The following is a 24,119-nucleotide window of genomic DNA, read 5'->3' as shown; positions in this document are numbered from 1 at the left end:
GCTAGGCGTGCTCGGCGAGGAAGGCCCCGGCGTGAGCGGCGGCCTCCTCCCGGGTCGGGTGGCCGGCGGTCGCCTCGCCGCTCACCCCGTCGGCGCCGACAGCCGTCCAGTGCCAGCCGTCGGCGGCCCGGTCCGCGGCCAACTCGAATGTTCCGCCGAACAGTTCGAGCGAGCCGGGCCGGGCCGCCGGACGGCTGACGACTTCCGGCCACTTCTTCCGGGCGCCCTGCCGGGTGATGCCCCAGGCGGCGCCCAGTTGCTCGTAGCTGGCGCCGTAGGAGCCGGCGGTGGCGGCCGCGGCGGCGGCAAGTCGCTTGACCTCACCGTCCACCACCTTCCAGGCAGCCAGCACGGAGAGGGCGATCTCGGCCGGATCGGCGTGCCACATCCGCTCCTCGGGCAGCCCGGTCGCCCGGGCTCGCACGGCGGCGGCGACTGGATTGAGCGCGTCGAGGAGGGCCTTGGCCAGCTCGGCCTGCTCCTCGGTGGTGATCTCCACAGCAGTCATGGCGACAACCACAGTTACCAACAGGGTCGACGACAACCAAAGTTACCGCCCGAATCGATCCGGCCCGAGCGGCGACTTCGCGCCCCGCCTCTCGGGCGCGAACGGGGCCCCGGAGGCGAGCCCGCGGTAGCCGACCACCAGCGCCTCCCCCAGGAAGCCCACGCCGACGGAGAGTTGGACCGGACGGGCGTCCGCCGCCAGGCCGCCGCGCTCGGCGAGCAGCGCGAAGCCCGCCATCGCGGCGAGCGAGACCACGGCCACCAGGAAGGTCCGCCCGGTGTAGCGCTGCCACAGCACGCCCTCCCGCTCGTACACCCGGATGGTGGCGCCGCGCAGCGCGCCGAGGGCGACACCGAGCGCCGCACCGGCGCCGATCCAGACGTAGTCGCCCGCCCCGAGGCCGTGCCGCTGCGACAGTGCCCACAACCCGAGGGCGGTGAGCACCACCGGCGGCGCGAAGAGGTCCCGCGCGTTGAGCGGTTCACCGCGCAGCCGCCGGACCACCACCACGACCACCACGACCCCGATCAGTGCCACGTGCACCCAGCTGCCCATCCCGCCCCACTCCCCGAATTTTATAGCTCAGCCGTGCTAAATCAGCCCCGGCAGCAATGTAGCTCGCCCGTGCTATAACGGCAACATGCCGAAGATCGTCGACCCCGTCGAACGCCGCCAGGCCGTCGCCGACGCCGTCCTGCGCGTCGCCGCCCGGGAGGGCCTGGAGCACGCCTCACTGCGCAACGTCGCCGAGGAGGCCGGACTCGCCGTCGGCTCGGTCCGCCACTACGTCGCCGGCAGCTCCGAGCTGATGCTCTTCGCGATGCAGGAACTGGCCCGTCGGATCGACGCCCGCGTCCGCACCCACGCCCGCGCCCTGCTCGACCCGGAGCCCACCCCCGGTACCGACCGGCGCGAGCAGACCGCCCGACTGCTCGCCGAGACCCTCCCGCTGGACGCCCGGCGCCGGGAGGAGTCCGCACTCTGGCTCTCGTTCGTCACCGCCGCCCGCACCCGGCCCGAACTACGTCCCCGCGCCGCCGAGTTGCAGGCCGGTCTGGACGAACTGGTGCGGCGCGTCCTGGTCGAGACCGAGCGCTCCGGCGCGCTGCTCCCCGGCCTCGACCTCGACGTCGAGACCCGCCGGCTCTCCGCCCTGCTGGACGGCCTCACCCTGCAAGCCGTCCAGCACCCCGACCTGGTCGGCCCGGACGCACTGCGCGCGGTGCTGCGCCGCCACCTCGACACCCTGGCGAGCGGCTGACAACACGCCGAGGAACCCGCCGCCCGGGCGAGCCCGGTCCGCGCGGTGGGCCGACGGCGCCCGGCGCCCGCGGCCGGTCCGGCCGGGTCAGCCCTGCAGCGCCTCCTTCTTCGGCGCCGCCTCGGCGCAGACCGCCGACACGAACTCCGCGAGCCGGGCCTGCGGCAGCCCGCGGGCGATGTCGGCCTCGCTGATCATGCCGACCAGCTTGTGCTCCGGGTGGTTGATCACCGGCAGGCGGCGCACCTGGTACTGCTCCATCACCCGCAGCACCTGCTCGCAGTCCTCGTCCGCCTCCACCGTCATCGGCCGGCCGAGCGCCAGTTCACCCGCCGTCACCTCGGACGGATCGCGCCCCTCCGCGACGCAGCGCAGCACGATGTCGCGGTCCGTCACGATGCCCAGCAGCCGGTCGTTCTCCCCGCAGATGGGCAGCGCGCCCACGTGTCGTTCCCGCATGATCCGGGCGGCGGCGGCGAGCGTCTCGTGCTCGCGGATGCACTCCGCCCCCGGGTGCATGATGTCGCTGGCGATGGTCATGGTCCGCCTCCTGGCCTGGCTTCCAGCCCCTCGTCCATCCTGGTCCGACCGGGTGACCCACGCCACCGGGCCCGGGCGGGCCCGGTGGCGCTCAGGACGCCGCCCCGGGCTCGGCGCGCTCCGTCGGGCCGGGGGCCTCCGGGTCCGCCCCGTCCGAACCCAGCCCGTCCAGCTCCGCTCCGTCCAGCGGCGACGCGTTCAACAGCTTCTCCAACGGCGGCAGTTCGTGTCGGGGCCGCTCGTGCGGGAGCTCCTCCTCCGGCACCTCCCCGCGCTCCACCGCCTGCTCCGCGGACTTCGCGGCGGCGGCGACCGCGGCGGCCGCCAGCAGGTCCCGCTGCTGGGACTCCGTCGCGCTGTCCAGGAACCGCAGCAGCTCCACCGGGAACGGCAGCACCAGCGTCGAGTTCTTCTCCGCCGCCACCTCCACCACGGTCTGCAGCAACCGCAGTTGGAGCGCCGCCGGGGTCGCGCTCATCACCGCCGCCGCCTCCGACAACCGGGCCGAGGCCTGGAACTCGCCGTCCGCCGTGATGATCCGCGCCCGCCGCTCCCGCTCGGCCTCCGCCTGGCGCGCGATCGAGCGCTTCATCGACTCCGGCAGGGCGACGTCCTTGATCTCCACCCGGTCGATCTGGATGCCCCAGCCCAGCGCCGGGCTGTCGATCATCAACTCCAGCCCCTGGTTGATCGGTTCGCGGTTGGCCAGCAGGTCGTCCAGCTCGCTCTTGCCGATGATCGACCGCAGCGAGGTCTGCGCGACCTGGGAGATCGCGAAGTTGTAGTCCTGCACGTTGACCGTCGCCTTGACCGGGTCCTCGACCCGGAAGTAGACCACCGCGTCCACCCGCACGGTCACGTTGTCCCGGGTGATGCCCTCCTGCGCCGGAATCGGCATCGTCACGATCTGCACGTTCACCCGGCGCAGCCGGTCCGCGATCGGCATCAGCGCGACCAGCCCCGGCTCGCGGATCTCCTCGCGCACCTTGCCGAAGCGGAACACCACGCCCTTCTGGAACTGCTGGACCACCCGGATGCTCAGCCCCGCCCAGATCGCCCCCAGCCCGGCCAGTCCCCCGAGCGCCCCCAGCACCGCATCGACGATCATCGCGGCCTCCTCGCGGCCTCCGCGCACACCGGCGCGTCCGGCCACCGCCGACCGAACCGGGCCGGGAGCCACCGGAGCAACTGCTTCAACGCTACGCCTGCGCGGACAAGGCCGGATCGAACGTCCTGAACCACAGGACCCTCCCCGGACCGCACGCCCTAGGATCGGGCCCATGCAGCCGGCCCCCGCCGATGACCCCGGCGACCCCCGCCACCCGGCCGAGGCCGCCGCCCGCGCCACCGGACTCACCGTCCTCGACCGGGTCGTCACCGACTGCCGGGCCTGCCCCCGGCTGGTCGCCTGGCGCGAGGAGACCGCCCGCACCAAGCGCCGCGCCTACCAGGACTGGGACTACTGGGCCCGGCCGATCCCCGGTTTCGGCCCGCCCGACGCCCCGCTCGTCCTGGTCGGTCTCGCCCCCGCCGCCCACGGCGGCAACCGCACCGGCCGGATCTTCACCGGCGACCCCTCCGGCGACCTCCTCTACGCGGCCCTCCACGAGCTCGGGCTCGCCAACCGCGCGGAGTCCGTCCGGCACGGCGACGGCCTGGAGCTGTACGGCGTCCGGATCACCGACCCGGTGCGCTGCGCCCCGCCCGACAACAAGCCCAGCACCGCCGAACGCGACACCTGCCGCCCCTGGATCACCCGCGAACTGCAACTGCTGCGCCCCACCGTGCGGACGGTCGTCGCCCTCGGCGGCTTCGCCTGGCAGGCGGTGCTGCCGGTGCTCGCCGACGCCGGCTGGACCGTGCCCCGACCGCGCCCGGCCTTCGGCCACGCCGCCCTGGTCACCCTCCCCGCCCGGGACGGCGGCCCCGACCTACGGCTGTACGGCTGCTACCACGTCAGCCCGCGCAACACGAACACCGGCCGGCTGACCACCGCGATGCTCCGCGAGCTGCTCCGCGAGGCGGCCGCCTCGGCGGGGCTCAGCCCCCATTAGGGCGTGTCTGACAATTCGCGTCGGATCAGCGCGCGGCGTTGGGGTGCGTGCATCGCAAGGCGGAGGAGGGAGTCCATGCGGAGCATCGGCGACCGACGACAACGCGGCGAGGTGCGTGCCCCGGCGTCGCGTGCCCGGCGGGAATTGTCAGACACGCCCTGGCGCGTGGCCCCGCACGGCACGGCTCAGTCGAACCGCCGGGTGGCCGTGATCCCGCCGTCCACCGGCAGGGTCACGCCCGCCACGTACGAGGACCGGTCGCTGAGCAGCCAGGCCGCCGCCTCCGCCACCTCGGTGTCCAGGCCCGGGCGGCCCAGCGGGGTCGAGCGGGCGACCAGGGCGGCGAACTCCGGGCCCGCCGCGAAGTACTCCTCCGTCCCGGGGGTGCGGACCACCCCGGGCGCGACGGCGTTGACCCGGACGCCGTACCGCGCGTAGTCGGCGGTGGCCGCCTTCACCAGGCCGGTCAGTCCGTGCTTGGCGGCCTGCTGGGCGCCGTCGCCGAAGCCCCCGACCAGCGCGCCCACCCCGGAGTTGAGCACCACCGCGCCGCCGCGGCCGGCTGCCGCCATCGCCCGCAGCTGGGCGCGCAGGCAGAGCCAGGTGCCCCGCAGGTTGAGCGCGTGGGTGTCGTCCCACTCGGCCTCCGAGCGTTCGGCGAGCGGAGCGGGCGGCAGGCCGTTGCCCGCGTTGTCGAAGGCCGCGTCCAGCCGGCCGAAGGCGGTCAGCGCCGCGTCCACCGTCCGCTGGGCGCCCTCGGCGGTGGTCAGGTCGGCGGCCACCGCCACCGCCTCCCCGCCGGCGGCCCGCAGCTCGGCGGCCAGCGCCTCCACCTCCGGCGCGGAGCGGGCGGCCAGCACCAGCAGCGCGCCCTCCCGGGCGAACAGCCGGGCGGAGGTGGCGCCGATGCCCCGCCCGGCACCGGTGACGATCGTGACCTTGTCGTCGAGAAGTCCCATGCGGCGAGCCTGCCGCCACCCCCGCCGGCCCACCAGCGGCCGGTCGTACCCCGGACCGCCCAGCCAGGGACCGCCCAGCCAGGGACAGCCCGGTCCTGGTAGGGCCGGCCTGGCTGTGGCAGCCTGGCGCGCATGCCCGAGACCCCGCTGGGCGCGTTCCTGCGCGCCCGCCGTGCCCGACTCGCGCCCGCCGAAGCGGGCCTGCCCGCGGCCGGCCGCCGCCGCACCCCCGGGCTGCGCCGCGAGGAGGTCGCCGCCCGCGCCGGGATCTCGGCCGACTACTACGCCCGGCTGGAACAGGGCCGCCAACGGGTGCCCACCGGCCCGGTCCTGGACGGTCTCGCCGAGGCCCTGCACCTGAGCGGCCCGGAGCGCGCCTACCTGCACCGGCTGGCCGTACGGCGCGACCGTACGACGCCGCCCGCCACCGGCCCCTCCACCGGCCCCTCCACCGACCCGGCCGTCCCCGCGGCCACCCTGGCCCTGCTGGAGACCCTGGACGCCGCCCCCGCCTTCGTCACCGGCCCGACCTTCGACCTGCTGGCCTGGAACCGGCCCGCCGCCCTGCTGCTGGCCGGGCCGGAGCGGCGGCCACCGCACGAGCGCAACCTGCTCTGGCAGGTCTTCTGCTGCCCGTACCGGGACCGCTCGCCGGGCAACACGGCCGCCGACCGCTCGATCGGCGCCGACCTGGTCGCCTCCCTGCGCGCCCAGCACGCCGACCGCCCCCGCGACCGGACCCTGCTCGCCCTGGTCGGCCGGCTCTCCACGGCCAGCCCGGAGTTCGCCGCGCTCTGGGACCACCACCGGGCCGCCCCGCCCGGCCCCGGCCGCCTCCACGTCCGCCACCCCGCGCTGGACACCGCCGTCCTCGACTACACCGTGCTGCCGCTCCCCGAGGAGGGCCGCCACGTCTTCGCCTTCCTCGCCCCACCGGACAGTCCCACCCGCCGCGCCTTCGCCGCCGCGCGCGGAACGTGACCCAGCGGGCAGGGCACGCGGGACGGACAGCGCAGGCAGGACGGGAAAACCGGTACCGCCGCGCCCCCGAACGGCCGTAGCCTCCACCCGAACCCGACGTGCCCCCACCTGACGACCCGGAGTACCCGAGGCGATGACAGCGCACTGCTGCGAGTCCATGACCAGGCAGCTGGACCGGCAGTGCCACCAGCACGACAACCCGTACGACTGCCCCGACGCGGTGGTGCTGTTCATCGCCAAGTACCAGGAGTACGGGATCGTCGTCCACGACGGCGGCCGGGCGAGCATCGGCATCGACTTCTGCCCGTGGTGCGCGACACGGCTCCCCGAGTCCCAGCGGGACCGCTGGTTCGACGAGCTCGAACGCCGGGGCATCGACCCCTGGGCGCAGGACATCCCCGCCGAGTTCGAGGACGACCGCTGGCTCACCCTGCCCGGCGGCGACACCCGCTAGGGCCACAGGCCTCCCGGGCCCTACTCGAACCGCGCCAGCCTCCGGCCCGCCGCCCCCGCCCACACCTGCGGCAGCCGGGCCCGGGCGGCCTCCGCCGCCGCCAGCTGGCCCGCGTAGAGCACCCCGCAGGCGAAGGGCTCGCCGGCCGCCGCGGGCCGGGACGCCAGGGCGGCGGCGGCGACCACCGCGTCCTGGTGCTCGCCCAGCACCTCCTGGACGGCCTTCATCCGCTCCGCGTACCGCTCCGCCGCCGCGCCGACCGCGGGTGCCGCCGTCTCCCCGGCGTAGCGGGCCCGCTTGGCGGCCTTGCGGGCCTCGTGCAGGGCGCCGTCGCGTTCCGCGGGGCCGGCCGTGAGGGCGGTGTGCACCCGGGCGGCGGTGCGGCGCTGTTCGCGGGCCGCGATCCGGGAGAGCTCGGGGCCGGCGGCCCGGGCCGCGCGCGGGCGCAGCGGCGGGTCGGCGAGCAGGCTGGTCAGGGCTTCGGTCAGCGCCCGGCGGCGGGGGCTGTCGAGGGCGGCGACCACCTCGGGCCGGGCCCGGCGGTACTCGGCCGCGCCCCATTCCCGCAGCGACCCGGCGACCCGTTCCGGCCCGCAGGCCTCGGGCAGTTCGCGGGCCCGGGCGGCCAGCCGTTCGGCGAGCACCTCGCTGTCCCGGGCCCGCCCGAGGGTGGCGCCCAGCCAGCGCAGGTCGGCGACCAGGGTGTCGGTGGCGCCGGGGTCGAGGAGCCGGCGGAAGGTCCGCAGCGCGCTGCGCAGCCGTCGGCAGGCGACCCGCATCCGGTGCACGGCGTCGGGTTCGTCCGCCCGGACGGCGTCGTCCAGTCCGGCGAGCACCACCGCCTGGGCCTCGACGCGGTCGAGCAGCACCTCTCCGACCGTGGTCTCGGGCCTCGCCATGGACGCGCACCCCCTCGTCGGGGTCACCGGTGATGCCTTCCAGGGTAGGCACCGGGCGGCGGCTGTCGACCCCGCAGGGCCCGAGCGGGCACCGTCACGGCCCGAGCGGGCACCGCCCGGGCTGTCAAGGGTCCTACGCGCCCTCGTGCCCGGCACGAGGGGCATGGCATACTCCGGAGCGTGCTGACCTCCACCCATGCGACCAGGGCCCTGCGGGCCGCGGTGTTCACCGCGCTCGCCGTGCCGATGGCCGCGTTGGGCCAGGTGGTCATCACCGGTCGCCCGCTGTCGCTGTCGCTGGTGGCCACGGCGAGTGCCGTCGTCTTCCTGGTGGTGGCCGCGATGGCCGGCGGGGAACGCCGGCTGCTGCACATCACCGCCGTGATGGTGCCGGTCGAGCTGCTGCTGAACACCACCTTCAACTTGGGCCAGACCGCCTGTGGGCCGGTGCTCTCCGAGCACGTGTCCGCGCGCGGGGTGAACCTGCTGGTCTGCGGCGGCGGTTCGGTGGACGGCTCGCTGCTGGGCGGCCCGCTGGGGCACACCGGGGAACTGGCGCCCGCGGCGACCCAGTTGCTGCTCCTGGTGGTGCACCTGGCGATCGCGCTGGCCGCCTCGGCCTGGCTGCGGCTGGGCGACGCCGCGCTGTCCGGCCTGGCCCGGGCGCTGCGCGCGCTGCACCAGTCGCTGGCCCGCCCGCTGCGGGCGCTGCTCCTGCTGCTGCTCCCCGCCCCGGTGCGCCCGGTGCTGCGGGTGCCGCTGCCGGTGTCCGACCACGAGCGGCCGCGCCGCGAGGACGTGGTGCTGAGCCCGGCTCCCCGGCGTGGTCCGCCGGTTCTCGCGCCTGCCTGCTGAGCGCGTACCCCCTTCCGTCACCTGAGCGTGCACGGTTCCGTACGCCCGTGGGCAGTGCGCTCGACTCCGCGTCACTTGCCCCCGCCGCACCCGAGTGCGGCCACCCGCGCGCGCCCGCGCGCCGCGTACAGGAGTTGACTTCCCCATGGCTCAGGACAAGAACAAGAAGCGCGTCAGCGCCCGCGAGCGGATCCAGGAGGCGCAGCGCCGCGAGCAGCAGGCCGCCAAGCGCCGTCAGCTGATCGTCGTGTCGGTCTCCGCCGTCGTCGTGCTGGCGCTGGCCGGCGGTGTCGCGCTCGCGATCAACACCGGTTCGAAGAACGACGACAAGGCGGCCGCGGCCGCCTCCTCGGCCCCGCTGGTCGTGCCGGCGAACGCCACCGGCCCGGACGGCACGGTGATCACCCTCGGCAAGGCCGACGCCCCGCACACCATGGAGGTCTACGAGGACTTCCGCTGCCCGGTCTGCAAGCACTTCGAGGCGGCGAACGGCCAGACCGTCAAGCAGCTCACCCAGGACGGCCAGATCAAGGTGGAGTTCCACCTGGCCGCCTTCCTGGACAAGAACCTCGGCGGCAAGGGCTCGCGCACCGCGCTGGCCGCCGCGGGCGCCGCGCTGAACGAGGGCGTGGACAAGTTCAAGGCCTTCCACGACGTGCTCTACGCCAACCAGCCGGACGAGCGCAGCGACGACTTCGGCGACGTCAACCACCTGCTGGACCTGGCCGGCCAGGTGCCCGGGCTCAAGACGGACGCCTTCGTGAAGGCGGTCACCGACCGGACGTACGCGCCGTGGGCGGCGAAGGTGGCCGACGCGTTCAACAACAGCCAGGTGACCGGCACCCCGACGGTCAAGGTGGACGGCAAGACGATCAACCTGTTCGCGGGCAACACCACCGCCACGCCGGAGCAGTTCACCGCCCAGGTGAAGCAGGCCGCCGGCCTCCAGTAGGCCGCCCCGCACCGCACCCGTCCCTCACCACCCCGCACCACACCGCCCCGCACGGCACCACCGGCCCGGCCGAACTCCCGGCCGGGCCGGCTCCTCCCAGCCAGCCACCGGAGTGTGCTGTCATGACCGCCCCGACCACCGTGCACCCCTCCCCGTCCGTCCCCGACGCCGCCGGCCGTGGCCCGATCGGCGCGAGCCGGGCCCTCGCCCTCCTGCTGTTCCTCGGCGGACTGGTCGGGCTGGCCGCCTCGGCCGTCCTGACCTTCGACAAGCTCCGCATCCTGGAGAACCCGTCGTACGTCCCCAGCTGCAACATCAATCCGGTGATCAGCTGCGGCTCGGTGATGCGCACCGAGCAGGCGGAGGTCTTCGGCTTCCCGAACCCACTGCTCGGCCTGGCCGCGTTCGGCGCGCTGGCGGCGATCGGGGCCGGGCTGCTGGCGGGCGCCGCGTACCGGCGCTGGTTCTGGCTGGGCCTGCACGCCGGGACGGCGCTGGGCGTGGTGTTCGTGCACTGGCTGATCGACCAGGCGCTGTACGAGATCGGCGCGCTGTGCCCGTACTGCATGGTGGTCTGGGCGACGGTGGTGGTGCTGTTCTGGTACGTCACGCTGCACAACCTGCGCACCGGTGTGATCCCGGTCGGGCCCAGGGCGCGGGCGGTGGTCCGGGAGGCGGCGCGCTACCACTGGGCGCTGCCGGTGCTGTGGGCGGCGGTGATCGCGCTGCTGGTCCTGAACCGGTTCTGGTACTACTGGAGCACCCTCCTCTGACCGGCCCGGTCAGCCCACGTACCCCGCCGAGTGCAGCAGTACGGCGGCGCCGGTGCGCCGGGCCTCCAGGGCCCCGGTGAGCCGGCGCGCCGCGCTGGGGTGCAGCAGGGCGGCCGCCCGGGCGGGGGTGAAGTAGCCGTGGTCGGCGATCTCCTCCGCCTGCAGCCGGATCACCGCGCCCCGCTCGACCGCACCGCCGTCGAACATGAAGTGCACGGCCGGGTGGGCGTGCCGGCCCTGGTCGGGGATCGCCTCGCGCCACTCCACCACCAGCAGCCGCAGCTCGCCCGCCGACAGCCCGGTCTCCTCCCGCAGTTCGCGGGCGGCGCACTCGGCGGGGCCCTCCCCCGGGTCCATCCCGCCGCCGGGGAACTGCCACTGGTCGCGGTAACTCGTTTTCAGCAGCAGGACCTTGCCGTCCTCGCCGGTGAGCAGCACGCTGCAGCCGATGTAGGCGCGCAGTATCCGGGCGAGCCACTGTTCCTCCGTGAGTGCCCAGGTCTCCGTCATCGCGCCTCCTCCGCCGGCCGCTGCCCGTCCCGGTCACTCTGCCGCAACCGCCGCCCCGGCAAAGGCGGTTCGTACCTAATCCACCCGATCGGGTATCACCCGAAGACGGCTCGCCGGAAGGCGTTGCGCAGGTCGGTCAGCGGCTGGGTGTTCCGGTCGTGGTGCACCTTGTTGCTGAGCAGCAGGGCCCAGCGGCCCTGGCGGCGGGAGACCCAGCAGCCGGTGCCGGTGAAGCCGTAGTGGACGAAGGTGCCCTCGGCCGGGTCGGTGCCGGCGGCGACCAGCCAGGACAGGCCGCGCGCGGGGGCCAGGCCGCCGGTCTGCTCGCGCAGCGATGCGGTGATCCACCGCGCGCCCCACGGGAGTTCGGGCGGCGGGGCGAGCACGGCGGTGAGGAAGCGGGCCAGGTCGCGGGCGGTGGAGAAGACGCCGGCGTTGCCGGAGACGCCGCCGAGCAGCCGGGCGGAGGGGTCGTGGACGACGCCGTGCAGGTGGGCGCCGGTCGGCTCGTGCCACTCGGTGGGCGCGGTCCGGGCGGTGTCCGCGGCGCCGAGCGGCCCGTACCGGGTGTCGGTCATGCCGAGCGGCCGCCAGGTCCAGCGCTCGGCGAGGACGTCCAGCGGCGCGCCGCCGAGGTCCTCGACCAGGTAGCAGAGCAGCACGGCGGCGCGGTCGGTGTACTCCACGGCCGCTCCCGGCGCACGGTGCAGCGGGGCGGCCAGCACTCCGGCCCGGATCGCCACCGGCTCCCGCCCGTAGAGCTGCTCGAAGCGGGTGTACGGCAGCAACCCCGCCGTGTGGGCCATGAGTTGACGGACCGTCACGACGCCGACGGGCCGCCCGGCGGCGGGCGGCCACCAGCGGCCGAGCGGTTCGTCCAGCGGCAGCCGGCCGGACTGCCACAGCACTCCGGCGGCGGGCCAGAGCGCCACCACCTTGGTGAGGCTGGCGAGGTCGTACAGGGTGTCCGGCCCCGGCGCGAGCCGCGCGTACGGGCCCTGCCCGAGGGTGCCGTGACTGCCGCCGCCGAGGGCGCCCCCGGCGTCGCCGACGGCCCAGACCGCGCCCGCGCCGACGGCGCGCAGGCCGGCCAGGACCAGCCGGTCCAGCTCCCCGCCGGGCGCGGCCAGGGCGGGGAGGCGCTCCGCCTCGGGTGCTCGGTGGTCCACCCCGGGTGTCTACCCGGGGCGCCGGCCACTCAGACCGCCGCGGGGAGTTCCTTGCCGAGGCAGATGCTCAGCGGGTGGTCCTTGTAGATGCCGAACTTGCGGATCGCCGTGTAGCCCTCGGAGCCGTACAGCGCGATGGCCTCGGGCTGCTCGCTGCCGGTCTCCAGGATGACGCGGGTGTGCCCGGCCTCGGCCGCGGTCTCCTCCAGACGGTGCAGCACCGCCCGGGCCAGGCCCCGGCCGCGGGCGGCGGGGACCACGAACATCCGCTTGAGCTCGACGTCGCCGTCGCGCAGTCCGTCCGGGCCGGCCTGCTTGGCCCGCCAGCCGCCGCAGGCGACCGGCCGGCCGTCCAGGTAGGCGATCATGAACAGGCCGGCCGGGGCCTCGAAGTCCTCGGGGTGCATCACGGTCTCGTCCGGGTCGCCGTAGCGGCGGACGTACTCCTGCTGCACCTCCGCCGACAGGGCCTGCGCGTCGGGGTGGGCGTACCCGGTGATGCGGAACTCGACGGTGCTGGCGGCCTGCGCGGCGGTGCTCTCCATGGTCGAAGAGCCTACGACCTGCCCTTACTGAGACTCGAACCGGGCGAGCAGCTCGGTCTTGCCGAACATCGCGGCGGCGTCGACGGCGGACGGGACACCCGCCCTCGGGTCGGCGCCGCCGGCCAGCAGGGCGTCGACGACGTCCGAGCCGCCCTTGAAGACGGCCCCGGCGAGCGGGGTCTGGCCCTTGTCGTTGGCGCGGTTCGGGTCGGCGCCGCGCTGGAGCAGGGTTTCCACGGTGGCCGCGTGGCCGTGGTAGGCGGCCAGCATCACCAGGGTGTCGCCGCTGCCGTTGGTGAGGTCCGCGGAGACCCCGGCGTCGAGCGCGGTGGTCAGGGTGGCGGTGTCGCCGGCCCGGGCGGCGTCGAAGAGCTTCCCGGCGAGCGCGATCACCTCGGCGTCGGGGGCATCGGTCATGGCGGACTGCCTTTCCAGAGGGGTGACGAGGGCTCGTGCGTACCGCACCGTAGCGGCCCGCGCCGCCGACGGACCAGCGGGCGTCCGGATTCCGGACGGCGGCCCCACCGGCCCCGGGCGCGGTACGCCGTGCGGTACGACGTCCGGCCGCACGGGTTGCGCGGCCATTCGAGCGAACTTCCGGGACCCCCCGGAAACTTCCCACCCACCCCCCGGGAATGCCTCGCGGCACCGGTCCCACCCGGATCCCGCACGACTCCAGGCCCCCACCCCGGCCGGTTCGCACACCGCCGCCCGGCTCACCCGACGGCAATGAACGGCAGAACCACCCATTTGCGCCGTTCCATCATCTATTACTTTTTGTCACGATTAGGGCACTTTAAGTAACACTGTCCCCCGTCCCCCTCCCCGAGGAGCAGAAGTGATCCTCTCGATTTCCGGCATCGTCCTGTTCGGCACCATCGCCTTTCTGTTCTTCCGCAGGGACGGACTAAAGGTCTCGCACGCCATCGTCTGCGCCCTCTTCGGCTTCTACGTCGCCGGTTCCTCGATCGCCCCCAGCATCACCGCGGGCGGCGCCAGCCTGGCGAGCCTGCTCGGCGGCCTTCGGTTCTAGGCGCCGCCTCTCCCCCACCGGCCCGGGCGCGGATCCCACCGCCCCGGGCCCCGTCGTACCACGAGCAGTGCCCCCTCACCCCACCCGTCCCACTCGACCGGGGAGTCACGGAATGCCGCTCCACCGCCATCTCGGCAAGGGCCGCGAGTTCGCCCGAACCGCCGGGGACCACGCCACCGACATGTTCGCCCCGCTCACCGTGATCGGCCGCGGGCTGCGCCACCACGCCGGCTGGGCCAAGGGCCGCTGGCAGGCCACCCCGAAGGAGCGGCGCGGCCCGACGCTGTTCCTGTCGGCCGCCATGCTGGTCGGCATCTACCTGCTGCCGCACGGCCTGCTGTTCGCCCTGGTCGGCCTGATGGCCAGCGCCGCCTGGGCCGGCCGGGCCCCCAAGGCGGCGCCCGCCCCGCCCGCGCCCGACGTCGCCGACGTCAAGCTCGCCGCCCTCTACTCGGCGCTCACGCCGTACCTGTGCGGCCCCGAGGACGCCAATCCGCTGTACCACTTCGAGGGCGGCTACAAGAACGCCTTCGGCTCCTGGGAGTTCGACGGCGAGGGCCGGCTCTCCCGGCTGGAGCTGAGCTACCCCGCCTACTTCACCGACACCGAGCCCGCCGCCCGGGCCCGGATCGAGCAGGTCGTCCAGGGCAAGGCCGGGCGGGCCCGGGAGTACCGCTTCGACTGGGACGAGGAGTCCAACCGGCTGCGGATCACCGCGCTGGCCCCACTGCCCACCGACATCGCCGCCCAGCGCTTCGTCGCCGCCCCGGGCGAGATCGTGCTCGGCTTCACCGACGAGGACGGCACCGCCCGCACCATCCCGGTCCACCAGGGCGGGGCCACCGCCCAGCAGCCGCCGGTGGTCTGGCGCACCGGCCCGCGCTCCTCCGAGCCGCACCTGCTGGCCCTCGGCGTCGCCGGCTACGGCACCTCCAGCCTGATCCGCTCGATCGCGCTCCAGGCGCTCCCGTACGGCGACCTGGTGGTGATCGACGGCGCCGGCACTGGGGAGCACGCCTGCCTGGTCAACCGGCCCGGCGTGCACACCGTGGAGACCAGCCTGCACGGCGCGCTGGCCGCCCTGGAGTGGGCCGCCCAGGAGACCGAGCGGCGGCTCACCGCGCTGAACACCGCCCGGCACACCGGCACCCCGCTGCCCGAGGACCTCACCCGGCCGCTCTGGCTGCTGCTGGACCACCCGACCGAGCTGGGCGAGCTCGCCCACGCCGAGGGCCGCCCCGACCCGCAGGAGCTGCTGGAGCTGCCGCTGCGGCACGGCCGCGCCGCCCGGGTCACCGTGGTGATCGCCGACGACGTCGAGGCCCGGGACCGGATCACCCCGACCGTCCGGGCCACCGCCCGGGCCAGGGTGCTGCTCGGCCCGGCCGGGCCCGAGGAGGGCCACGCCGCGCTCGGCGCGCCGCTGGACATCGTGCCCGCCGCCCACGCCCCGGTCGGCCGCGGCTACGCCCGGATCGGCAACGGCACCCCGGTCCGGCTCCAGGTGCCCGCCACCGTCGACCCGCTGGACGAGGAGGCCCCGGCCCAACTGCGCGACGCGGTGATCGCCCTGCTGCCGCACCGCGACAGCCGGACCGAGCCCGCCTCCGCGGCGCCGCCCCGACCGGACCGCCCGCCGGTGGTCCCGCCGGACGCCGCCGCGCCCGCCCGCCCGGTCGACCTCGGCAAGACCGAGCCGATGATCCGTTCCCGACCGATCTCCTGACCGCCCGGGAAGCGGGGGCGACCGGCGCCGCGGAATCGCCGACCGGTACGCTCGTCACAGAAAGTCCGCACGATCACCAGATGTGAAATTGGTGACACCTGGGGTGATATCACCGGCCAGATGTGACAAATCGGGCGACGGTGGGTACAAACAGGGGCGGCACGACAGACGACGCATGTCCCGGGACGGGAATCTTCGTCGGAAGCCGAGCGTTGACCGAACGACGAAGAACAGCGACCAGAACAGCGACCACTAGTCCTGTGGGCCATTAAGCCCGGGAGGCACGATTCATGAGCGAGCGAGCTCTCCGCGGCACGCGACTCGGGGCCACTAGCTACGAGACCGACCGTGGTATCGATCTGGCTCCGCGCCAGACCGTCGAGTACGCATGTCAGAACGGACACCGATTCGAGGTTCCTTTCTCGGTCGAGGCGGAGATCCCTCAGGCCTGGGAATGCCGCTTCTGCGGCCAGGAGGCGGTTCTCCTCGACGGTGACGAGCCTGAGGAGAAGAAGACCAAGCCCACGCGCACCCATTGGGACATGCTGATGGAGCGCCGGACGCGCGAGGAGCTGGAGGAGGTGCTGGCCGAGCGGCTGGCCGTGCTCCGCTCCGGCGGGATGAACCTCGCGGTGCACCCGCGTGACACCCGCAAGAGCGCCTGACCCATCTCGCTCCCGCCGCAGGCGGGAGGACGCGAAAAGGGACCCTGGTCACCAGGGTCCCTTTCGCGTTGTCCGGAGCAGTTCGCGTTGTCCGGAGCAGTGGGTGCCGGAGCAGCGGGTGTCAGCCGGAGATCGGCGGGCGGTAGGTGGTGTCGGGGCCCTGCGGTCCGCGCGGACCGGTCTCCGGGTCGACCACCTCGCCCTGGACGACCTTGCCGTCCGGGCGGTGGATGCGCATCTGCTCCTGCAGCCGCATCGCGTCCGCGAACGCGTCGGCGCCCACGGCGGAGGTGCTGCGCATCGCCTTGTCCGCGATCCGGCGGCCCGCCACCCGCCACAGCGCCCGGGTCGGCGGGAACAGCAGGGTCAGGGCGACCAGGTCGGACAGGAAGCCCGGCACGATCAGCAGCAGCCCGGCCCCCACGGTCATGCTGGTGCCGGTCTGCGGCTGCTCGGACTGCGGGTTCTTGCTCTGCTCGATCGCCGCCGACAGGGCCTTGAGCCCGGCCCGCTTGATCAGCGAGCCGCCGATCACCGCGCCGGCGATGAGCAGCAGCAGGACGGTGAGGCCGCCGAGCCAGGAGGCGACCTGCACCAGCAGCCAGATCTCCAGCACCAGCCAGGCGGTGAACAGCAGCGGCAGCACCCGGCGCAGCCTGCTACGCGGGGCCGGACGGGCGGGGGTAGCTTGCTGGGTCACGGTACGGATCCACTCCAAGCGGTGCTCTGCGCGCCGCACGGGAGGTCCGGGCCGGCTACGGCACCACCTGGTCCAACGATTCCGCGGCGGCCGGTGTTCCGTGGAGCGTTCCGTCCACGGCCTTCCGGCGGCGGCCGACCAGCAGGGCGGCGGCGCAGGCCAGCAGGCCGCCGACGGCCAGCGTCCACTCCGGGGCGGAGCCGACCTCGTCGGCGACCGTGGTGCCGTCGCGCAGCGGGACGGTGGCGGACAGCTCGGCCGGGGTCAGCTCCCGGGTGCGCTGCTCGACGGTGCCGTCCGGGGCGATCACGGCGCTGATGCCGCTGGTGGCGGCGATCAGCACGGCCCGGCCGTGCTCGACCGCGCGCAGCCGGCTCATCGCCAGCTGCTGCTCGGGCTGGCCGGTCTCGGCGTAGGTCGCGTTGTTGGTCTGGACGACCAGGACCCGGGCGCCGCTGTCCACCGTGTCCCGGACGATCTCGTCGTAGGCCACCTCGAAGCAGATCACGTCGCCGATCCGCGCCGGGCCGAGCTGCATCACGCCGTTGTGGTCGCCGGGGTAGAAGTCGCGGGCGACCCGCTGGAGGCGGGTGATCACCTTCATCAGCTGGGCCCGGAACGGCACGTACTCGCCGAACGGGACGGGGTGCTGCTTGGTGTAGGAGGCGCCGGGGCCGGTGACCGGGTCCCAGACGATGCCCTCGTTCTGGACGTGCTGCGCGTCCGGGCCGTCCACCAGGGTGCCGACCAGGGTGGGCACGCCGACGGCCTTGACCGCCTCGTCGATGCGCTGGCGGGCCAGCGGGTCGCTGAACGGGTCCAGGTCGGAGGAGTTCTCCGGCCAGATCACCACGTCGGGGCGCGGGACCTTGCCCGCCTGCACGTCGGCGGCCAGGCGCTCGGTGGCCGAGGCGTGGTTGTTGAGCACCATCATCGGGCGGCCGAGGAAGTCCATGCCCGGGTTGGGCACGTTGCCCTGGACGATGGCGACCTTCACGGTGTCGGCCGCGGCGGTGGGCACCGGGACGAGGTAGCCGGCCAGCAGCGCGGCCACCGCGCCGAGCGCCGCCAGCGCGGCCGCCTTCGGGGCCCGGCCCGGCCCGCGCAGGCGCAGCGCGGCCCAGGCGAGCAGGGTGCCGGACAGGGCGACGGCGAAGGTCACCAGCGGCGCGCCGCCGAGGGCGGCCAGCGGGGTGTACGGCGTCGCGGTGTTGGCGAAGGCCAGTCGGCCCCAGGGGAAGCCGCCCAGCGGCAGCCGGTCGCGCGCCCACTCCTGGGTGACCCACAGGGCGGCCGCCCAGAACGCCCAGCCGGGCAGCCGGGAGGTGAGCGCCAGCGCCCCGCCGAGCAGGGCCAGGAACAGCGCCTCGATCACCGACAGGCCGACGGTCGCGTCCCAGCCGACCACCCGCAGCCAGCTGAGCAGCATCAGGAAGAACGGGAAGCCGAAGGCGAAGCCCGTCCAGGCGCCCTGGCGGAAGGTGCGGCCGCGGGTGAGCAGCGACAGCGCGGCGACGCCCAGCAGCGACAGCGGCCAGAGGTCGTACGGCGGGAAGGCGAACGCGAGCAGCAGGCCGGACAGCGCGGCGAGGCCGGTGCGCGGCAGGCCGGCCCGGACCTTGGCGAGGGCGCGGGCGAGGCGGCCGGGGGTCGGGGCCGGTTCCGGCTGCTCGGGAGCGGTCCCGGACCGCTCCTGGGTGACGGGCATGGCCACCGGCGCACCATCTTCCTGGGGCTTGCTGTTCGGACGCTGTGCGAAGAAGGTACCCCGGAACGTCGCGGGCGCGTGAGGTCAGGGTGCTGGGCCGGTTCGGGGGGGGGGGTGGTGGGGTCAGCGCTCCGCGTAGTGGAAGCGCCCCAGCGGCCAGTGGTCGGTGAGCCAGGCGGAGACGGCGCGGTACAGCGGGGCGTCCAGCTCGGCGCGGTCGGCGCGGACCCAGGAGCTGACCGAGACCACGGAGGCGTCCTCGCGGTCCGGGTAGATGTACACGCAGCCGATCACCTCGGCCCGGTCCGGCTCCAGGACGGTGTAGGTGAAGCCCCGGCGGGCCTCGAAGTCGGCGGCGTGCCGGCGCAGGTCCGCGAGGTTGTCCGCCAGGGGCATGCCGTCGGCGGGCGGCCAGCCGCGGCCCGCCCAGCCGGGGGTAGCACGGATGTGTGCGGTACTGCCTGTCCAGGCGGCGTGGTCGGAGGCGTTGTGCTGCTCGCCCAGGGGTTCCAGGCGGAACTCCGGGGCGAGCAGCTCGCGCGGGACGGTGAAGTCGGCGGGGACGATCTCGGTCATGGTCGGCACCCTACGAGGGCGACCGCCCGCCGATCACCCGAATTACCGCTCGTGCACGGTGTTACCGCTCGTACACGGTGCGGCCGCGGACCACCGTGCGCAGGCAGAGCGGGAGTTCGTGGCCCGGGGTGAGGTCGGGCAGGCCGGGGGTGCCGGAGCGCGGGTCGGTGGACCAGCCCGCCACCCGGGAGTCCGGGGCCTGGACGACCAACTCGTCGGCGGCCCAGAGCGCGTAGTTGGCGACCGCGCCGGGCACCAGCACGCCGTCGTGGTCGCGGCCGATCGCGCGCCAGCCGCCGCGGGTGTGGGCGGTGAAGGCGGCGCGGACCGAGATCCGGTGCTCCAGGGTCCGGTGGAAGGCCGCGGCGCGGACGGTGCCCCAGGGGTCGAGCGGGGTGACCGGGGCGTCCGAGCCGAAGGCCAGCGGGACACCGGCCCGCAGCAGGGCCGCGTACGGGTTGAGGCCGGCCGCCCGCTCGGCGCCCAGGCGCTGCGCGTACATGCCCTCCGGGCCGCCCCAGGCGGCGTCGAAGGCGGGCTGGACGGAGGCCGTGAGGCCGAGTTCGCCGAAGGCCGCGATCGCCTTGTCGTCCAGGGCCTCGGCGTGCTCGACGCGGTGGCGCAGCGCCTTGACCCGGTCGGCGCCGACCCGCTCCCCGGCCGTGCGCACGCCCTCGATCACGGCGGCGAGCGCCGCGTCGCCGATCGCGTGGAAACCGGCCTGCAGTCCGGCCCCGGTGCAGGCGGCGACGTGGTCGGCGACCTGCTCGGCGGTCAGGTAGGCGGTGCCGGTGTGCTCGGCGTCGGCGTACCGGGCGTGCAGGCAGGCGGTGTGCGAGCCGAGCGCGCCGTCCACGAAGAGGTCGCCGCCGGCGCCCACCGCGCCGAGCCGGCGGGCGGTCTCGATGCCGCCCAGCTCGCCCCAGTAGCCGAAGACCTCGGGGCCCTCGCCCTCGGCGGCCAGCTCCAGCAGCGCGGCGAGGTCGGCCTCGGAGGAGATCTCCGGGCCGGCGCACTCGTGCAGGGCGCCGATGCCGAGTTCGGCGGCGCGGGCCAGGGTGGCGCGCTGGGCGCGGCGGCGCTGCTCGGGGGTGAGGTGCGCCAGCGCGGTCTGCCGGACGGCGTGGTGGGCGTCCTTGGTGAGCGGGCCGTCGGCGTGGTGGCCGGGGCGCTCGGTGAGGTCCTCGGTGAGGGTGCGCAGCGCGGTGGTGGCGAGCGCGGAGTGGACGTCGGTGCGGGAGAGGTAGAGCGCCGCGCCGCGGGCGGCCGCGTCGAGTTCGGCGCGCGTGGGCGGGCGGCCCTCGGGCCAGCCGGTCTCGTCCCAGCCGTGGCCGATCAGCACTCCGCCGGTCTCCGGCTGCGCCTCGACGAAGGCGGTGACGGCGGCCAGCGCGGCGGGCAGCGAGGGGCTGCCGGTGAGGTCGAGGCCGGTGAGCGCCAGCCCGGTGGAGGTGGCGTGCACATGGGCGTCGACGAAGGCGGGGGTGACCAGGGCGCCGTCCAGCTCGACGATCTCGTCGGCGGTCGCGGCGTACGCCTCGGCGGCGCCGTCGCTGCCGACCCAGGCGACGTGCCCGCCCTCCACGAGCATCGCGGTGGCGAAGGGGTCGGCGGGGCTGTAGACGGCGCCGCCGCGCAGCAGGACGGTCCGGGAGGTGCGTTCGGTCATGCGCCCAAGTCTGCACCCCGCCGGTTCGCGCTCAGATCTTCGGGGGTCGTGCCTCGTAGGGGGTGGAGAGCACCACCGTGGTGCGGGTGGACACTCCGGCGGCGCTGCGGATCCGCGCCAGCAGGTCCTCCAGGTCGCCCGGGGCGCCGACCCGGACCTTGAGGATGTAGTTCTCGTCGCCGGCGACGCTGTGGCAGGCCTCGATCTCGGGCAGGCCGGCCAGTCTCTCCGGGGTGTCGTCCGGGGCGCTGGGGTCGAAGGGCTTGACCGAGATGAACGCGGTCAGCGCCAGGTCGACGGCGTCGGGGTCGACGATCGCGGTGTAGCCGCGGATCACCCCGCGCTGTTCGAGGCGGCGCACCCGCTGGTGCACCGCCGAGGTGGACAGGCCGGTGGCCTTGCCCAGGTCCGTGTAGCTCATCCGGCCGTCCTCTAGGAGCAGCTGGACGATGCGTTGGTCGAGATCCTCCACGGTGCGCAAACCTACCCGCTCGGGGAGCACGGGGGGCGCACGGTGGTTGCACGGGGTCGGACCGCAGGTGTCGCACGGGCATGTGCCTGGTGAATGTGGCGGGCGGTGTGGCCAAGGACACACCCGGTGCATCACGGTGCGCAAGTCCGCAGGGTTATGAGCCCGAGTCGCAGGGAAGTGCTGGTTGTGGCCCCAGAGCGACCACGCCGGGCCCGATCCTAGGGGGATCTCCATGCCTGCTACCGACCAGCGCGTGCTGGCTCTCGACGAGACCGACGATCTGTCCGGCCGCGACGACCTCGCGGTCGACCACGCGCCGGGCACCGACCCCGGCGACGCCGAGACCTGGGACATCTTCCGGGTCCACTGCCCCGAGTGCCGCCGCCCGATCGCCCTGGTGGCGGACGAGGAGCAACTGCCGCAGCACGCACTGCTGCCGACGGCCTGGAACCCCTTCGCCCCCGCGATCTGCCCCGGCTCGGGCACCCTGACCGACGACCTGGCCGAGGCGGAGACCCGGGAGGACGCCGAACCGACCGGGTTCGAGGCGCTGTGCAAGCTGCCGAGCGGGCTCGACTGGCGCACCCAGCCGTTCTCGCACGCACCGGTGCACCGCCCGGTGCGCAGCGCGGGCGGCGGTGTCGCCGCCCCGGCCAAGGCCGGGCGGGCGGTCGCCTCGGCCGTCCCGCTCGCCACCATCCCGGAGCAGCGCCGGCGGCTCGCGCGGCGCTGATTCGCTGCGGCAGCAGGCGAGTTGACGCCTGATCGGAGAATTGCCCCCGGTCGTCACTCCGCACCCTGGAGTGACGGCCGGGGGCCGTATCGGGGAGGCCGCGGCCCCCGAGCCGGGCTTCGGCACCGGGCCGGGCTCCGGGCCCGCCTCGGCTCAGCCCTTGGTGAGGTGGCGGCCGATCACCAGGCGCTGGATCTGGTTGGTGCCCTCGACGATCTGCAGCACCTTGGCCTCGCGCATGTAGCGCTCGGCCGGGAAGTCCTGGGTGTAGCCGTAGCCGCCGAGCACCTGGACGGCGTCGGTGGTCACCCGCATCGCGGCGTCGGTGCAGAACAGCTTGGCCATCGCCGCCTCCTTGGAGAACGGCCGGCCCGCGTCCCGCAGCCGCGCGGCGGCGAGGTAGAGCGACCGCCCGGCCTCGATCTGGGTGGCCATGTCGGCGAGCATGAAGGACAGGCCCTGGAAGTCCGCGATCGGGCGGCCGAACTGGCGCCGGGTGCGGGCGTAGTCGACGGCGAGGTCGAGCGCGGCCTGGGCGACGCCGACGGCACAGGCGGCGATGCCGAGGCGGCCGGAGTCCAGCGCGGCGAGCGCGATCTGGAAGCCCTGGCCCTCCTCCCCGACCAGCCGCTCGCGGGGCACCCGGGCACCGTCGAAGTGCAGCTGGGCGGTCGGCGAGGAACGCATGCCCATCTTGTGCTCCGGCGGCGCGGCCGACAGGCCCTGCTGGGCGCCGGGCACGAGCAGGCAGCTGATGCCCTTGGGGCCGTCCACCCCGGTGCGCACCAGGGCACTGTAGAAGTCGGCCTGGCCGCCGTGGGTGATCCACGCCTTGGTGCCGTTGACGACGTACTCGTCCCCGTCGAGGTCGGCGCGGGTGCGCAGGGCCGCCGCGTCGGAGCCGGACTGCGGCTCGGAGAGGCAGTAGGCGCCGAGCTGTTCGCCGGAGAGCATGCCGGGCAGCCACGTCTCGCGCTGCTCGTCGCTGCCGAAGGTGGCCAGCGCGTGGCAGGACAGGGTGTGCACGCTGACGCCGAGGCCCACCGCCAGCCAGCCCGCGGCGAGCTCCTCCAGGACCTGGAGGTACACCTCGTAGGGCTGCTCGCCGCCGCCGTACTTCTCGTCGTACGGGAGGGAGAGCAGGCCGGCCTCGCCGAGGGTGCGGAAGACCTCCCGGGGGAAGCGGTCCGCGGCCTCGTCCTCCGCCGCGCGCGGCTGGAGCTCGCGCTGGACCAGGTCCCGGGTGAGGCTCAGCAGCTCGCGGGCCTCCTCGCTGGGCAGCTGGCGCTCCACGGCTTTCACGGGGGACGGGGTCATGGCGAGGGTCGCCTCCTCGATCGGGCGCCGGCCCGGGGTGGCGGGTGGTCCGGCGCGGGTGTGGCAGGTCGGCCCGACCGGCACCGGGTTGCGGTGAACGGCCGTTCACAGGCGTGGCGAAGGCGAGTATGCCCGAAACCCGCGCTGCCGTCACGACCTGCACAGATGATCTGTCCGCAGTGGTGGGCTACGGCACCGTAGGGTTGACGTTGTGGCTGCATCCGGAACCGCCCCCTCCTCCCGTCCGCCCGCTCCCGCCGACCCGCTGACCGGGCTGGTCCGGGAGCTGCGGGCGCTGCCGCCCTCCTGCGGGCCGGTGCGGCTGGTCGCGGTGGACGGGCACGCGGGCTCCGGCAAGACGACCTTCGCCGGGCGGCTGGCGGCAGCGCTCGGCGGCGCACCGGTGGTCCACCTCGACGACCTGGCCACCCACACCGAGCTCTTCGACTGGACCGGGCGGCTGCGCGAGCAGGTGCTGGAGCCGCTGGCGGCCGGCCGCGACGCCGAGCACCGGGTGTACGACTGGACGCTGCGCCGTTTCGCCGGCACCGCCCGGGTGCCGCTCGCCCCGGTGGTGCTGGTGGAGGGGGTCGGCGCGGGGCGCCGCGAGGTACGGCCGTGGCTGGCCCGGGTGATCTGGATGGAGCTGGAGGCCGCTGCGGCCCGTCGGCGCGGCGAGGAGCGGGACGGGCCGGAACTCGCCGCGTTCTGGGCGGGTTGGGCCCGCGCGGAGGCGGCGCACTTCGCCGCCGACCCGAGCCGTCCGCACGCCGCCACCAGGGTCGACGGGGTGACCGGGCGGATCGTGCCGAGCACCGTCGGTGAACCTTCAACTAAGCCCTTGACCTGCGACATCACCAGGACTTAGGTTCTCCTCAGTCGCCGGAACCCACCGTTCCGGCCGCTTCGGACCCGGCGCTCCCGACTTGTTCCCCCGTGAGCCGGGAGCGCCGTCCGGTCCCCTCCCCCAGCCCCCCGGTCAGCGGTTTTTCGGCCATCCGGCCGCCCAACCACCGTGTGCGCGATCGCATTTGACTCTGTGCGGCACCCTTCCGGATCA

28 protein-coding genes are annotated in these 24,119 nt (G+C 74.7%); 12 read left to right on the top strand and 16 right to left on the bottom strand.

The window, feature by feature from the left end; translation table 11 throughout:
- Position 1: 1 nt before the first annotated feature.
- Positions 2 to 508: a hypothetical protein gene (locus tag ACFXPX_RS02370; RefSeq protein ID WP_380639274.1), complete on the bottom strand. Its 507-nt coding sequence runs from the start codon at positions 506 to 508 to the stop codon at positions 2 to 4.
- 42 nt (positions 509 to 550) lie between these two features.
- Entirely contained in the window at positions 551 to 1,063 is a 513-nt protein-coding gene (locus tag ACFXPX_RS02365) for a DUF1453 domain-containing protein (RefSeq protein ID WP_380639272.1), read from the bottom strand.
- Positions 1,064 to 1,148: 85 nt separating this feature from the next.
- Between ACFXPX_RS02365 and ACFXPX_RS02360 the strand changes: the two genes are divergently transcribed.
- Positions 1,149 to 1,769: a TetR/AcrR family transcriptional regulator gene (locus ACFXPX_RS02360; protein WP_375883978.1), complete on the top strand. Its 621-nt coding sequence runs from the start codon at positions 1,149 to 1,151 to the stop codon at positions 1,767 to 1,769.
- 87 nt (positions 1,770 to 1,856) lie between these two features.
- Here the strand turns inward: ACFXPX_RS02360 and ACFXPX_RS02355 are convergent, their stop codons facing one another.
- Together ACFXPX_RS02355 and ACFXPX_RS02350 are read right to left on the bottom strand one after the other, a co-directional pair.
- A complete protein-coding gene (locus tag ACFXPX_RS02355) occupies positions 1,857 to 2,309 on the bottom strand; it encodes a CBS domain-containing protein (protein WP_375883977.1) in 453 nt (150 codons plus the stop codon).
- A 91-nt stretch (positions 2,310 to 2,400) separates the two neighbouring features.
- Positions 2,401 to 3,417: a slipin family protein gene (locus tag ACFXPX_RS02350; RefSeq protein WP_375883975.1), complete on the bottom strand. Its 1,017-nt coding sequence runs from the start codon at positions 3,415 to 3,417 to the stop codon at positions 2,401 to 2,403.
- Between the two features lie 172 nt (positions 3,418 to 3,589).
- Between ACFXPX_RS02350 and ACFXPX_RS02345 the strand changes: the two genes are divergently transcribed.
- The gene (locus ACFXPX_RS02345) at positions 3,590 to 4,363 is read left to right on the top strand and encodes a uracil-DNA glycosylase (RefSeq protein ID WP_380639270.1); all 774 of its coding nucleotides are present in this window, start codon (positions 3,590 to 3,592) and stop codon (positions 4,361 to 4,363) included.
- A gap of 185 nt (positions 4,364 to 4,548) precedes the next feature.
- On the opposite strand, the gene ACFXPX_RS02340 is transcribed toward ACFXPX_RS02345, so the two are convergent.
- Positions 4,549 to 5,322, bottom strand: a complete 774-nt coding sequence (locus ACFXPX_RS02340) for an SDR family NAD(P)-dependent oxidoreductase (protein ID WP_380639268.1) — start codon at positions 5,320 to 5,322, stop codon at positions 4,549 to 4,551.
- Positions 5,323 to 5,454: 132 nt separating this feature from the next.
- On the opposite strand from ACFXPX_RS02340, the gene ACFXPX_RS02335 reads away from it, so the two are divergent.
- Both ACFXPX_RS02335 and ACFXPX_RS02330 read left to right on the top strand, forming a co-directional pair.
- Positions 5,455 to 6,303 (top strand): helix-turn-helix transcriptional regulator, encoded by an 849-nt coding sequence (locus ACFXPX_RS02335; protein WP_380639266.1) that lies wholly within the window; start codon positions 5,455 to 5,457, stop codon positions 6,301 to 6,303.
- A gap of 133 nt (positions 6,304 to 6,436) precedes the next feature.
- Positions 6,437 to 6,757, top strand: coding sequence for a DUF6980 family protein (locus ACFXPX_RS02330; protein ID WP_380521357.1), 321 nt, complete (start codon positions 6,437 to 6,439; stop codon positions 6,755 to 6,757).
- A gap of 20 nt (positions 6,758 to 6,777) precedes the next feature.
- On the opposite strand, the gene ACFXPX_RS02325 is transcribed toward ACFXPX_RS02330, so the two are convergent.
- Positions 6,778 to 7,656: a CHAD domain-containing protein gene (locus ACFXPX_RS02325; RefSeq protein WP_380639264.1), complete on the bottom strand. Its 879-nt coding sequence runs from the start codon at positions 7,654 to 7,656 to the stop codon at positions 6,778 to 6,780.
- A gap of 180 nt (positions 7,657 to 7,836) precedes the next feature.
- Here ACFXPX_RS02325 and ACFXPX_RS02320 point away from each other — a divergent pair, with 180 nt between their 5' ends.
- From ACFXPX_RS02320 to ACFXPX_RS02310, 3 genes are all read left to right on the top strand, one after another.
- Positions 7,837 to 8,511, top strand: coding sequence for a hypothetical protein (locus ACFXPX_RS02320; protein WP_375883962.1), 675 nt, complete (start codon positions 7,837 to 7,839; stop codon positions 8,509 to 8,511).
- Positions 8,512 to 8,656: 145 nt separating this feature from the next.
- A complete protein-coding gene (locus ACFXPX_RS02315; RefSeq protein WP_380401389.1) occupies positions 8,657 to 9,463 on the top strand; it encodes a DsbA family protein in 807 nt (268 codons plus the stop codon).
- Positions 9,464 to 9,585: 122 nt separating this feature from the next.
- Positions 9,586 to 10,236, top strand: a complete 651-nt coding sequence (locus ACFXPX_RS02310) for a vitamin K epoxide reductase family protein (RefSeq protein ID WP_380639262.1) — start codon at positions 9,586 to 9,588, stop codon at positions 10,234 to 10,236.
- Positions 10,237 to 10,245: 9 nt separating this feature from the next.
- Here ACFXPX_RS02310 and ACFXPX_RS02305 read toward each other — a convergent pair whose 3' ends face one another.
- The 4 genes from ACFXPX_RS02305 to ACFXPX_RS02290 all read right to left on the bottom strand — a co-directional run bounded on the left by ACFXPX_RS02305 (position 10,246) and on the right by ACFXPX_RS02290 (position 12,877).
- Positions 10,246 to 10,746 carry an NUDIX domain-containing protein gene (locus ACFXPX_RS02305; RefSeq protein WP_380639260.1) on the bottom strand — a complete coding sequence of 167 codons (501 nt, stop codon included), beginning with the start codon at positions 10,744 to 10,746 and terminating at the stop codon, positions 10,246 to 10,248.
- 95 nt (positions 10,747 to 10,841) lie between these two features.
- Positions 10,842 to 11,915 carry a serine hydrolase domain-containing protein gene (locus ACFXPX_RS02300; protein ID WP_380639258.1) on the bottom strand — a complete coding sequence of 358 codons (1,074 nt, stop codon included), beginning with the start codon at positions 11,913 to 11,915 and terminating at the stop codon, positions 10,842 to 10,844.
- Between the two features lie 29 nt (positions 11,916 to 11,944).
- On the bottom strand, positions 11,945 to 12,460 hold the full coding sequence (locus tag ACFXPX_RS02295; RefSeq protein ID WP_380401381.1) for a GNAT family N-acetyltransferase: 516 nt from the start codon (positions 12,458 to 12,460) through the stop codon (positions 11,945 to 11,947).
- A 24-nt stretch (positions 12,461 to 12,484) separates the two neighbouring features.
- Positions 12,485 to 12,877 (bottom strand): ankyrin repeat domain-containing protein, encoded by a 393-nt coding sequence (locus ACFXPX_RS02290; RefSeq protein WP_380587877.1) that lies wholly within the window; start codon positions 12,875 to 12,877, stop codon positions 12,485 to 12,487.
- A 421-nt stretch (positions 12,878 to 13,298) separates the two neighbouring features.
- Here ACFXPX_RS02290 and ACFXPX_RS02285 point away from each other — a divergent pair, with 421 nt between their 5' ends.
- From ACFXPX_RS02285 to ACFXPX_RS02275, 3 genes are all read left to right on the top strand, one after another.
- On the top strand, positions 13,299 to 13,493 hold the full coding sequence (locus tag ACFXPX_RS02285; RefSeq protein WP_188305060.1) for a hypothetical protein: 195 nt from the start codon (positions 13,299 to 13,301) through the stop codon (positions 13,491 to 13,493).
- A 112-nt stretch (positions 13,494 to 13,605) separates the two neighbouring features.
- Positions 13,606 to 15,219, top strand: coding sequence for a hypothetical protein (locus tag ACFXPX_RS02280; protein WP_380521371.1), 1,614 nt, complete (start codon positions 13,606 to 13,608; stop codon positions 15,217 to 15,219).
- Between the two features lie 290 nt (positions 15,220 to 15,509).
- Entirely contained in the window at positions 15,510 to 15,884 is a 375-nt protein-coding gene (locus tag ACFXPX_RS02275) for an RNA polymerase-binding protein RbpA (protein WP_350506367.1), read from the top strand.
- Between the two features lie 121 nt (positions 15,885 to 16,005).
- Here the strand turns inward: ACFXPX_RS02275 and fxsA are convergent, their stop codons facing one another.
- The 5 genes from fxsA to ACFXPX_RS02250 all read right to left on the bottom strand — a co-directional run bounded on the left by fxsA (position 16,006) and on the right by ACFXPX_RS02250 (position 21,009).
- Positions 16,006 to 16,584 (bottom strand): FxsA family membrane protein, encoded by a 579-nt coding sequence (gene fxsA, locus ACFXPX_RS02270; RefSeq protein ID WP_380521374.1) that lies wholly within the window; start codon positions 16,582 to 16,584, stop codon positions 16,006 to 16,008.
- Positions 16,585 to 16,639: 55 nt separating this feature from the next.
- On the bottom strand, positions 16,640 to 18,292 hold the full coding sequence (lnt, locus tag ACFXPX_RS02265; RefSeq protein WP_375883938.1) for an apolipoprotein N-acyltransferase: 1,653 nt from the start codon (positions 18,290 to 18,292) through the stop codon (positions 16,640 to 16,642).
- Between the two features lie 123 nt (positions 18,293 to 18,415).
- Positions 18,416 to 18,868, bottom strand: coding sequence for an N-acetyltransferase (locus ACFXPX_RS02260; RefSeq protein ID WP_380639256.1), 453 nt, complete (start codon positions 18,866 to 18,868; stop codon positions 18,416 to 18,418).
- 61 nt (positions 18,869 to 18,929) lie between these two features.
- Positions 18,930 to 20,537, bottom strand: a complete 1,608-nt coding sequence (locus ACFXPX_RS02255) for an amidohydrolase (protein WP_380639254.1) — start codon at positions 20,535 to 20,537, stop codon at positions 18,930 to 18,932.
- A gap of 31 nt (positions 20,538 to 20,568) precedes the next feature.
- On the bottom strand, positions 20,569 to 21,009 hold the full coding sequence (locus tag ACFXPX_RS02250) for an Lrp/AsnC family transcriptional regulator (protein ID WP_218200145.1): 441 nt from the start codon (positions 21,007 to 21,009) through the stop codon (positions 20,569 to 20,571).
- Between the two features lie 232 nt (positions 21,010 to 21,241).
- Here ACFXPX_RS02250 and ACFXPX_RS02245 point away from each other — a divergent pair, with 232 nt between their 5' ends.
- The gene (locus tag ACFXPX_RS02245) at positions 21,242 to 21,742 is read left to right on the top strand and encodes a hypothetical protein (protein ID WP_375883930.1); all 501 of its coding nucleotides are present in this window, start codon (positions 21,242 to 21,244) and stop codon (positions 21,740 to 21,742) included.
- A 153-nt stretch (positions 21,743 to 21,895) separates the two neighbouring features.
- On the opposite strand, the gene ACFXPX_RS02240 is transcribed toward ACFXPX_RS02245, so the two are convergent.
- On the bottom strand, positions 21,896 to 23,059 hold the full coding sequence (locus tag ACFXPX_RS02240) for an acyl-CoA dehydrogenase family protein (RefSeq protein ID WP_375883928.1): 1,164 nt from the start codon (positions 23,057 to 23,059) through the stop codon (positions 21,896 to 21,898).
- Between the two features lie 211 nt (positions 23,060 to 23,270).
- Between ACFXPX_RS02240 and ACFXPX_RS02235 the strand changes: the two genes are divergently transcribed.
- Complete coding sequence (locus tag ACFXPX_RS02235; RefSeq protein WP_375883927.1) at positions 23,271 to 23,927, top strand: uridine kinase; 657 nt, start codon at positions 23,271 to 23,273, stop codon at positions 23,925 to 23,927.
- The last annotated feature ends 192 nt before the right edge of the window (positions 23,928 to 24,119 follow it).

This window comes from Kitasatospora sp. NPDC059146 (assembly GCF_042786665.1).
GTDB lineage: Bacteria > Actinomycetota > Actinomycetes > Streptomycetales > Streptomycetaceae > Kitasatospora.
This window is presented reverse-complemented; position numbering and strand designations above follow the sequence as displayed.